Below are 9,991 nucleotides of genomic sequence, written 5' to 3'. Positions count from 1 at the left end.
ATCGAAAATGGCTGGATGCGCGTAGATATAAATAATTTAGTTTTTGTTGACGAATCCGGGGTTAATTTGGCAATGACTCGTCTTTATGGTCGGGGAAAAGTAGGAGAAAGAGTAGTAACTGATACCCCTAGAAATCAAGGTAAAAATACAAGTGTTTTAGGGGCATTAAGCCTTGATGGTTTAATTGCATTAATGACAGTAGTTGGTAGTACAAATAAAAATGTATTTGAAACATATATAGAACAGATTTTATTACCTCAATTATGGCGCTTAAGCAATTGTACTCATGGATAATTTAAGTGTCCACAAAGGTTCTAGAATTCAAGAATTAATTTCCTCAGTAGGAGCCAAGCTAATGTTCTTACCTGCTTACTCACGCCTATTTGTCACCAATTGAATTATGTTGGTCAAAATTCAAGGAGTTTCTCCGCTCTCGTAAAGCTCGAACTCAAGAAGAATTAAATAGAGTTATTAGCGAGGCGTTGGCGGAGCAAGTGCGGCAGCTATATCGCTCTTGCTTACTGAAGATGATGTCTTTGGTTGGTTTAAACATTGTNTCAAAATTCAAGGAGTTTCTCCGCTCTCGTAAAGCTCGAACTCAAGAAGAATTAAATAGAGTTATTAGCGAGGCGTTGGCGGAGCAAGTGCGGCAGCTATATCGCTCTTGCTTACTGAAGATGATGTCTTTGGTTGGTTTAAACATTGTGGTTTTTGAGGGTGAAAAGCGCTGTAAGTGCAGCCAAAGAATACTGACCTAATATTTTTAGGCTAGTAGAGATGTCCAGTATAAAAGTATTTTTCAACCTTAGTTTTGCCTGAAGATGAAAACAACCCAGTTTCTTCTATAAACTTGAAACTTGGTCTTTGCAGCCGTTTTCATTTCAGTAGACCACAGTAAAGACGATTCTGCGGAATGCAAAACACGAATCTACTGGGTTTTGGTTATGAAAATGAGGTATAATATCAAATACGCTTAATTCGGTATCAAAAAAATTTTCATCTACGGTTCCCGAAAAATCAGCAAAAGTGTAAATTTTTCCAAATTCTGTTCCCTGCTCACTCCTGACTCCTGACTCCTGACTCCTACTCCTACCACTTATACTTTTTCAGCAAACCCTAGTTAGTAAGTGAAATTCTTACCGAAAAAACGGGTCTAAANCGAAAAATCAGCAAAAGTGTAAATTTTTCCAAATTCTGTTCCCTGCTCACTCCTGACTCCTGACTCCTGACTCCTACTCCTACCACTTATACTTTTTCAGCAAACCCTAGTTAGTAAGTGAAATTCTTACCGAAAAAACGGGTCTAAAGCCTCGCCCTAAAAGGGCGACTTTCTCTGCCTCAATATTTTTTTCAAATAATTGTTTTATCTGGGAAAATGTACGATAAAATAATAGTATTATGCAAAAAGATAACAATGTTAGTAAGAGAGGCTAAGTTATTAAACGGGACATCAAATCAATATAAATCCTTGGATGAAGCTATCAGAACAGCACAGTTTATTAGAAATAAAGCTGTCAGATATTGGATAGATAATCAAGGAGTAAATAAGTCGCTTTTATACAAACTAAGTAAAGAGTTAGCTAGTGAGTTTGCTTTTGTTAATCAGTTAAACTCATCAGCTAGACAAGCCTCAGTCGAAGTAGCTTGGACTTCAATTAGTAACTTTTATCGTCGCTGCATTTGAAGGCGCCAAAAAGAAAGGATACCCAAAATTTAAAAAGCATTGTCGGTCTGTAGAATATAAACAATCTGGTTGGAAATTATCAGATGATTGTATGTTTATTACTTTCACTGATAAGTTTAAATCTGGTAAGTTTTCTCTGTATTGTAATTCAGAAACAAGAGAAGATTTGTTCAGACTAAAAATTAATCGGGTGAGAATAGTTAGACGGGCAGATGGTTATTATTGTCAATTTTGTATAGATGCTAATAGAAAAGAACCAGGCAATTACACTGGTAATGTTATAGGCATTGATTTAGGTTTAAAGTATCCCAATAAAGGACAGTACGATAATGGAGTTGTTTATCCTCAATATTTGAGAAAATCAGAGAAAAAATTAAAACGTCGGCAACGACAATTAAGTAAGAAGTTTGTTAAAGGCAAAAAACCTCAATCAAACAATTATCACAAAGCCAGAAAGAGACTAGGGTTATGCCATTTAAAGGTTAGTAGGCAGCGTAAAGACGCTCTGCATTAAACAAGCCCGGTGCGTAGTAGCATCTAACGATGTGATTGTTTATGTAGACGCGGAGCGGCGTGCCGAAGGCAGACCTAAAGATACAAAACATGGTCAAAAACCATCATTTGGCAAAGTCTATATCTGATGCAGCGTGGTATCAGTTCACGATAGGGGCTGGAATATTATGGAAAAATTTGGGATAAAGCAGTTGTTGCAGTAAATCCCAAATACACTTCGCAAGATTGTTCTAACTGCGGGTATAGAGTCAAGAAAACTTTGTCAACTCGTACTCATGTTTGTCCTAGTTGTCATACTGAAATATGCCGTGATACTAATGCAGCACGAAACATTTTGAGTCGTGGATTAGAAATAATAGGTGTTGAGTGGAATCAAGGTACCGTAGGGCATACGGGAACCTCCTAGTAATAGGGAACGCTTTGGGAGATAACGATCTGGTGCTAATGATGGGCAACTTGCCGATCGTAAGNTTGAGTGGAATCAAGGTACCGTAGGGCATACGGGAACCTCCTAGTAATAGGGAACGCTTTGGGAGATAACGATCTGGTGCTAATGATGGGCAACTTGCCGATCGTAAGCTGTGTCGATGAGCAAAGAATCACATAAGCGTGAGAATCCCCGTGCCTGACAGCCGGGGAGTATGTCAACCTTTATGAAAATTAGTTACTACACCCAAAACCGAAGCAGCAGAAATCTTTAATCCTTCTATAGCCTTTGTCAACATTGAACGGTCTGTCTTGTCAATAGCCACCACTAGAATAGTTCCATCAACATCAGCTGTAATTAGGTTAGCATCTGCCAAATCAACTAACAGAGGTGTGTCATAGATAACTAAATCGAAAAAGGCATTAAACTGCTCCATTAAATACTTTCTTTTCTGAGATGAAAGTAACTTAATAGGATCTGGTGGAACTTGACCCGCCGTTAATATAAATAGGTTTTCATCTTCTGGCGATCGCTGAATAGCATCATTAAGGCTAATATCTGTAGAAAGAGTATCACTAAACCCCTGTAAATTAGGTAAACCAAGTCGTAAATGAATCTGTGGGTTGCGTAAATTAGCATCTACTAATAATACTCGCTGACCAACACTAGCAGCAATTTGAGCTAGGTTGATAGCAATAGTAGACTTACCATCTCCTTTCATAGCCGAACTAATAGCTAAAGACTTAACTGATGAATCATAATTTAGTAAACTGATATTTGTATACAGAGAGCGAAAAGCTTCTAACACAGGTGGAGAGTATGTCAACTTGAGTTTGCTATCGGTCTCAACTAAATTATAAAAGCTAGTTAGCTTGGTATTTAAAGACTTTAAAACTACTAAATGCTTCTGTTTTTTTGATTTAATCAGTTGTCTCCTAAGTTCTTTTGCTAAAGGAATTACACCTAAAAGAGGCAGTTTAGTAGCCACTTGAATATCTTTCGGCGTGTGAAATACTTGTATTATAACTTCTATTAAAAAACCAGAACCTATGCTCAGTAATGTACCCAAAACTACTACCAAAGCCAACTTGCGCTTAGTGTCATCTTTCGCAATTGACTTTAGGTTCCCATTTGCATCCCGCTTAAGAATTGGTCCTTCAATAATATCCCAAGGTACTTCTTGTTGTGCTGCTTTCAAGTTAAAATCTTCTCTTTTAGCTCTAAACTCATTAAGAGTCTGATTGACTACTTTTAATTCTGTCTGTAATTCTGAGTATAGACGAGCAGCGATCGGCAATTCTTTAATTTGTTGTTCTAGACGATTTTCAGCAGCAAGTATAATTTTATATTTTTCCTCTAAACCCTCAAGTTCAGCATCTATATTTTTCATAATTTTTTGAGCTTCTTCAAACAAGAGGGAACGCAAATTTGCTTCTTGTTGGCGTAGAGTTCTGAGGATAGGGCTATCATCACGAAGTAGAGATGATTTTTCAGCTATTCTTCCTTCTACATTTTGGAGCTGTTCAATTAATATTTTATAGGCACTGGTTCTATCAGCCAAAATAGTAGTAGCATTTCCTTCCTCTAAGTGTTTTTGTATATTAGCCTTGACAACTTTAGTATTAGCTATTTGAGCTTCGAGGTTTAATCTTTTTTCCTGAAGAAGTTGTTGCTGACGATATAAGCCAGGAGCATTTAATTCTGGATCTATAACATTATAACGCTGCCGTACATCTTGAATTTCTTTTTTAAGATTATTAGCTCTTTCTTCTAATCCTGGAAGTTGATCTTCAATAAATTTAATCCCATTTTTAACCGTAATTAATCGTTCATAACCGCTGTATTCTAGATAAACTAAAGCTAGTTTATTAATCAAAAATTCTACTCGCTCTGGACTTCCATCCTGATAACGTATATCTATAATTTTAGTGCCTCTAGGTACTGGTTTTGCATCTTCTACCATAACCCGACTAATTTGAAGATTACTAATTACGGTATTATAAGCTACATCATCATTTTGACTGTTCATTTCCTCAATAATTGGCCCCATCATTCGATCGCTCTTCAAAAAACGAACCAGGGAATCATAATCTAAGGTATCCTTTGTAGTTTGGAAATTTTTAGCAAGAGTTTCACTACTTATCGCTAACCTGTCTAATTGTGCTTCAGCACTAATAGGCTCTACCAAAAGCTTAAAATATCCTTCATAAACTGGAAGCTGACGTCGCCCTAACAAAACGATTACACTACCTAAACTGCCGATGACTGTTATTGCTATAAATATTATGATCGGTGCCCTTCGACAGAGAACCCCAAACAGCCAACCTATATCCAACTGTTCCTCATTATCATCTTGGGAGTTAGCTGTGAAACTCGGAGGCAATACAGCACTATCTTTAGATAAAAATTCTCTATAATCTTTTTGATCTTCCATATTTCTAGTGAAGCTTTATAATTAAATTTTAATAGTCCTAAAAATAGTTAAACATTAGAAATATTCAGTGACTCTGGTCTTGCCTATTGTCTGTTTCTTTTTTCCTACATCATACTTTTTCACCACTACCTAAAATTATCAGCCTATTGTCTTAGCTATTACCTTGGGGTTAAACCAAAAGCTTGAATAATTCTCACAAAAGGAAGCACTGAAGCACCTAACAAAACATTTATATTATCAGAAAAAACTGCTAAATTAGAACGACTAATTATAATTATATCTTGATTTTTGAGTAGGGGATTTACTTGTTCATTGATTCCTGCGGCTAGATCGATCTCTATTTCTCGTTTAACTGCACTCCCATTGCGATTAAGGCGAATTAGTTGAACCAAGCCTCTCTTTGCTCTTGAGTTCTCTCCTCCTGCTGCTTGCAAAGCCTGATTTAAAGTTGCACCAGAGGGAATTTCTATTAACCCTGGTCTGACAACTTCTCCTACTACACTAACTTGAATAGTAGTAGGAACAAAATTCGCTTTTGCAACTTCAGTAACTTCTGCTGGCCTAATGTTAGTAGCTCTAGGAACAATAATTGTATCTCCATCTTGGACTATAGTATCTTGATTTAGATCTCCTTGTTGTAAGAGTTTCCATAAATCTATGTTGATAATTTGTTCTGTACCAATACTGGTCAAACGTTTTAGTTGAATTTGACGCAGAGCTGCTGATGACTCTACACCTCCAGCAAGTTGAAGGGCACGGGTAACAGTTGGCAAACCTCCGAGCCTGATTTCAATGGTAGTATTTCCTCCTTGGACTACATAGCTTCCTGGACGTTTAACTTCACCTACTACAACAACAGAACGGGGTTGTTCTATATCAGTGGCCAATTTGCTCAATGCTAACTGACGTACTTGTGTTAAATTAGAGTTATTGGCAGTCGGAATAAAAATACTATCCCCATCTCGCAGTGTAATATTTTGACAACGATCCCCATTTTCTATAAGTTGCCACAAATTGACTTGAAACTGTTGTTCCTCTGTAGAAGTTTGGCCTCGGCTGACCTGTACTTGGCGAAGATTAGCAGTTAGGGTAGCTCCTCCAGCCAACTCAATTGCTTCTGTGATATTAGGGTTTTGAATTCCTGGTCTGGGATCTCCTGAACCAGTGCTTAAAGGAATTGTGTAAGATCCAGGGTTAGCTATTTCTCCAGATACTAAAACGTTTACAGGGCGAGGAGCCAAAAGGGTGACAGAGACCAAGGGAATGTCTTTAAAGAAGCGAAGGTATTCAGCTTTAATGGCCTTAGTAAATTGTTGAATCGTTAGGCCAGCTACTGATATACTACCAATCATAGGCATAGATATGGAAGCATCTGCTGGAATCAAATATTGGTCATTTAATTCTTCTAGTTCTAAAAATTTAACATTGATGCGATCGCCTGATCCTAGAATATAGTCCTCTTCCAATTGAGGACAGCTTAGGGTTAAGGTATCTGTAGCTTTCTCTTGAGCAGGTAGAAATTCAGCGCGACTAGAAGATGGCCAAGTAATAAATGCTAAACCTAGCAGACTCAGACTCAAAGCTGGGTCAATTATTTTTTTGGCCAAACCTACATAGACCATATTTATTCTAACCACTAGGGATATACTCAAACTTTTAGTCAAACTTAATCATAAATCTTAGCATTTTCTAGCAGTAGTCCCAAAGTACGGTAAAAGTACCGTAGTAGAAATATAGGCAGACAGGAAATCTTAGTATTCCCTCGTAGCAGCGATTATGAAAAAGTTACTATTGGAGCCGATAGTCCTCTGTGTATTAATACCTTTAGGATTAGTTTGTCTACTTTTAGCCTTTCAAATGGCTAGCAACAAAAAACTAGCTCCGATCCTCGAAAGTTTATTTCTCCACACCTTTCTATATATGATGAATGGTGTAGGAATTCCACCTTTTAGTCTGTTAAGCCCCAGATCTTTTAGCATTCATGATCGCAGTATTGCTCAGATGATACTAACATTAGGAATTTATATTTGTGCTATTTTTGTTTTAAAATCTTGGTTCCGCAAAATCTTTCCTAATTCCCTATTACTTCTACTTGTAACAGATCCTTTTCTGGGCTTATTTTGCATTTATTTCATGTTGTCTGCCTTTTGGTCAGAAACCCCTATTCTTACTTTCCGAGTATCATTAGCATTTCTAGGATTAGGGGTTATCTCTACTCATATTGCCACCAGATACAGCATGGACGACATTGCTGCGACAATTAGACGAACTAATGCAGTAGTTCTATTTACGAGTATTTTTTATGCTCTTGGTTCCTCTAAAGGCAGAATTGGTAAAGGATGGAGAGGAGTTCTGGGTCATCCAATATATTTGGGAAGCTTGATGGCTTTAAACATAGCAATGTGGTCAGTAAACGCTATTTATAATCCCAAACAACGTCAACTTTCTTTAGTTATTATTGTATTTTCAATTTTGACAATGCAAATGGCTAACTCTTCAGGGGCTTTTATTAGTTGGCTAACCTGTATGGCAATGTTATTTGTGCTTCGTCTCATTAAACATTTGCCTCCTAGATTGGGGTTTAGTTGTGTGTTTATTGTAATAGTCATAGCAATTTGTGCTTTTCTTATGTTTAAAGAAAATGAGGCAGCTATTTACACTGCTATGGGCAAAAATGCTAACTTTTCAGGAAGAGGTGAAGTTTGGCCTCAGATAGTAGAACGAATGAAATTACGTCCCATATTTGGTTATGGAGTAGTTGGTTTTTGGCAATCTTGGCGAGGTCCTGAAAGTCCTGCTGATGGTATTCAAACTGTTTGGGGCTGGGTTCCACCTCACGCTCATCAAGGATGGTACGATCTAATACTACAGTTAGGATTAGTTGGATTAATTTTGTATGGAATTTCTTTCATTAACACTGCTTTTAAATCTGTAGTTTATTTAACTCGAAATCAACCAGGTGATGGTTCATTTTTTCCTCTTTTATTTTATACACTTTTGATTATGATTAATATGACTGATAGTAATATTTTTAACTTTAATTTTGGGTGGATTTATTACGTTATAATAGCAATTAAAATGAGAATAGATGTTTCACAAAAAAAAAGTTGATTAAGGATTTGCTGATTAATAAAGTGCAAAATTATTGAGCTTTGTCTTAAATAAATTGATGCTATAATTGATACTCTATTTCTGTGGAAATTGCTTAAAAGAAAACTCCAAAGCAAATTTTGATTCAAGTCTAAAGGATATAATGTTAAAAAAGTTCCGTGGATTCAGAGAAAAATTAAGCCCAGGAACTCGTAAGATAATTAGCAATACAGTATGGCTATATTTTGATCGAATTTTCGGCAAAGGTTTAACTCTGATAGTCAGCGTTTTTGTCGCTCGTTATTTAGGGCCAACAAGATTAGGCAGTTTATCTTTTGCGATCGCAATTGTCACGTTGGTTGGCATCATTGCCAAACTAGGATTAGACCGCTTGGTAGTCAGGGACATGGTGAGAAAGCCAGAAAATAAAGATGAAATCCTTGGTACTGCTTTTGTTCTCAAAGTTATTGGTGGTTTTATTAGTTTATTTCTGGCGGTTGGAGTAGTTTTTGTACTACGTCCACAAGAGCGATTAACTCTTGCATTAGTGGCAATAATTGCTGGTGGAAATATTTTTTTAGCATTTGATGTGATTGAACTTTGGTTCCAGTCTCAAGTTGAGTCAAAATATACAGTTATTGCTAAAAGAGGAGCATATATTATCAGCAGTTTGGTCACAATTTTATTGGTTCAATTTGAAGCATCTATTTTAGCATTTGCAGGGGTAAAAGCTGTAGAACCAATTTTAATAGGAGTAGGATTGATATCTGTTTTTCAAGTACATCATTCTCTGACAGCATGGCGTTGGAATTTTAACCGTGCTATGACACTAATCCAAGAAAGCTGGCCTCTAATTTTAACAAGTTTAGCTATTACAATTTACATGAAAGTTGATACGATTATGCTTGGCAAAATGGCAGGGGATGATGTAGTTGGAGTCTATTCTGCTGCTGTAAGAATTTCAGAATCATGGTATTTTATTGCTACATCTTTGGTTGCTTCAGCATTTCCTTCTATTGTTAAAGCTAGGGAAGTTAGCCAAGAACTATATTATAAAAAACTGCAACAATTATTTAACTTAATGGCTTTAATAGCTTATGCGATCGCCATTCCCATGACATTTTTATCAACTCCTACAGTCTTACTTTTATATGGTCCAGAATATCTAGATTCTGGCGCTATTTTAGCAGTACATATATGGGCGTCATTATTTGTATTTATGGGGGTAGTTCAAAATCCTTGGAATATTACAGTTTTCGGACTGATTTTCCTAATTATCAACTGGCTCAAATTAGTCAACAACCTGCTGAGTTAGAATTTCCCAGGGAAAATTTGCCGGAGTGGTTTCATTTTACGGGACCATTTCATTATTCAGGTACTAGAGAACCTGTTCCCTTTCCTTGGGATAAGTTGACAGGAAAACCTTTGATTTATGCTTCTCTGGGAACTTTAGTCAATTCCCAGGTTGATGTCTTTGATAAAATTGCTACAGNTTTCATTTTACGGGACCATTTCATTATTCAGGTACTAGAGAACCTGTTCCCTTTCCTTGGGATAAGTTGACAGGAAAACCTTTGATTTATGCTTCTCTGGGAACTTTAGTCAATTCCCAGGTTGATGTCTTTGATAAAATTGCTACAGCTTGTGAAGGGTTGGATGCTCAGTTAGTTATTTCTCTGGGAGGTTCTGCAACTCCAGAATCTCTACCCAACTTACCGGGAAATCCCCTAGTTGTCAAATATGCACCCCAGTTAGAACTACTGCAAAAAGCTACTCTGACTATTACTCATGCAGGTATGAATACAACTCTAGAATGTTTAAACAATGCAGTACCAATGGTTGC

At 36.8% G+C, this 9,991-nt stretch carries 8 protein-coding genes and 1 pseudogene; 7 read left to right on the top strand and 2 right to left on the bottom strand.

The window, feature by feature from the left end; translation table 11 throughout:
- The 4 genes and pseudogenes from AFK68_RS24485 to AFK68_RS24475 form a co-directional block, all read left to right on the top strand.
- On the top strand, nucleotides 1–294 hold a 294-nt coding region (locus tag AFK68_RS24485), incomplete at its 5' end, for a transposase (RefSeq protein ID WP_210407599.1).
- Entirely contained in the window at nucleotides 287–397 is a 111-nt protein-coding gene (locus tag AFK68_RS46335) for a hypothetical protein (protein ID WP_143438204.1), read from the top strand. The genes AFK68_RS24485 and AFK68_RS46335, both read left to right, overlap by 8 nt.
- Before the next feature lie 160 nt (nucleotides 398–557).
- The coding region (locus tag AFK68_RS39680) for a hypothetical protein (protein WP_210407598.1) at nucleotides 558–758 on the top strand (201 nt) is incomplete at its 5' end.
- Between the two features lie 656 nt (nucleotides 759–1,414).
- A pseudogene (locus AFK68_RS24475) lies at nucleotides 1,415–2,603 on the top strand (RNA-guided endonuclease InsQ/TnpB family protein).
- A gap of 238 nt (nucleotides 2,604–2,841) precedes the next feature.
- Here the strand turns inward: AFK68_RS24475 and AFK68_RS24465 are convergent.
- Together AFK68_RS24465 and AFK68_RS24460 are read right to left on the bottom strand one after the other, a co-directional pair.
- Nucleotides 2,842–5,058 carry a tyrosine-protein kinase family protein gene (locus tag AFK68_RS24465; RefSeq protein WP_094675839.1) on the bottom strand — a complete coding sequence of 739 codons (2,217 nt, stop codon included), beginning with the start codon at nucleotides 5,056–5,058 and terminating at the stop codon, nucleotides 2,842–2,844.
- A gap of 158 nt (nucleotides 5,059–5,216) precedes the next feature.
- Entirely contained in the window at nucleotides 5,217–6,680 is a 1,464-nt protein-coding gene (locus tag AFK68_RS24460) for an SLBB domain-containing protein (protein ID WP_094675837.1), read from the bottom strand.
- 154 nt (nucleotides 6,681–6,834) lie between these two features.
- Between AFK68_RS24460 and AFK68_RS24455 the strand changes: the two genes are divergently transcribed.
- The 3 genes from AFK68_RS24455 to AFK68_RS24440 form a co-directional block, all read left to right on the top strand.
- A complete protein-coding gene (locus AFK68_RS24455) occupies nucleotides 6,835–8,169 on the top strand; it encodes an O-antigen ligase (protein WP_094675835.1) in 1,335 nt (444 codons plus the stop codon).
- 142 nt (nucleotides 8,170–8,311) lie between these two features.
- Nucleotides 8,312–9,463 (top strand): flippase, encoded by a 1,152-nt coding sequence (locus AFK68_RS24450; protein WP_094675833.1) that lies wholly within the window; start codon nucleotides 8,312–8,314, stop codon nucleotides 9,461–9,463.
- Between the two features lie 244 nt (nucleotides 9,464–9,707).
- Nucleotides 9,708–9,991: glycosyltransferase (locus AFK68_RS24440; protein WP_371357540.1), on the top strand; the 284-nt coding region annotated here is incomplete at its 3' end.

This window comes from Hydrocoleum sp. CS-953, assembly GCF_002260545.1.
GTDB lineage: Bacteria > Cyanobacteriota > Cyanobacteriia > Cyanobacteriales > Microcoleaceae > Trichodesmium.
This window is presented reverse-complemented; position numbering and strand designations above follow the sequence as displayed.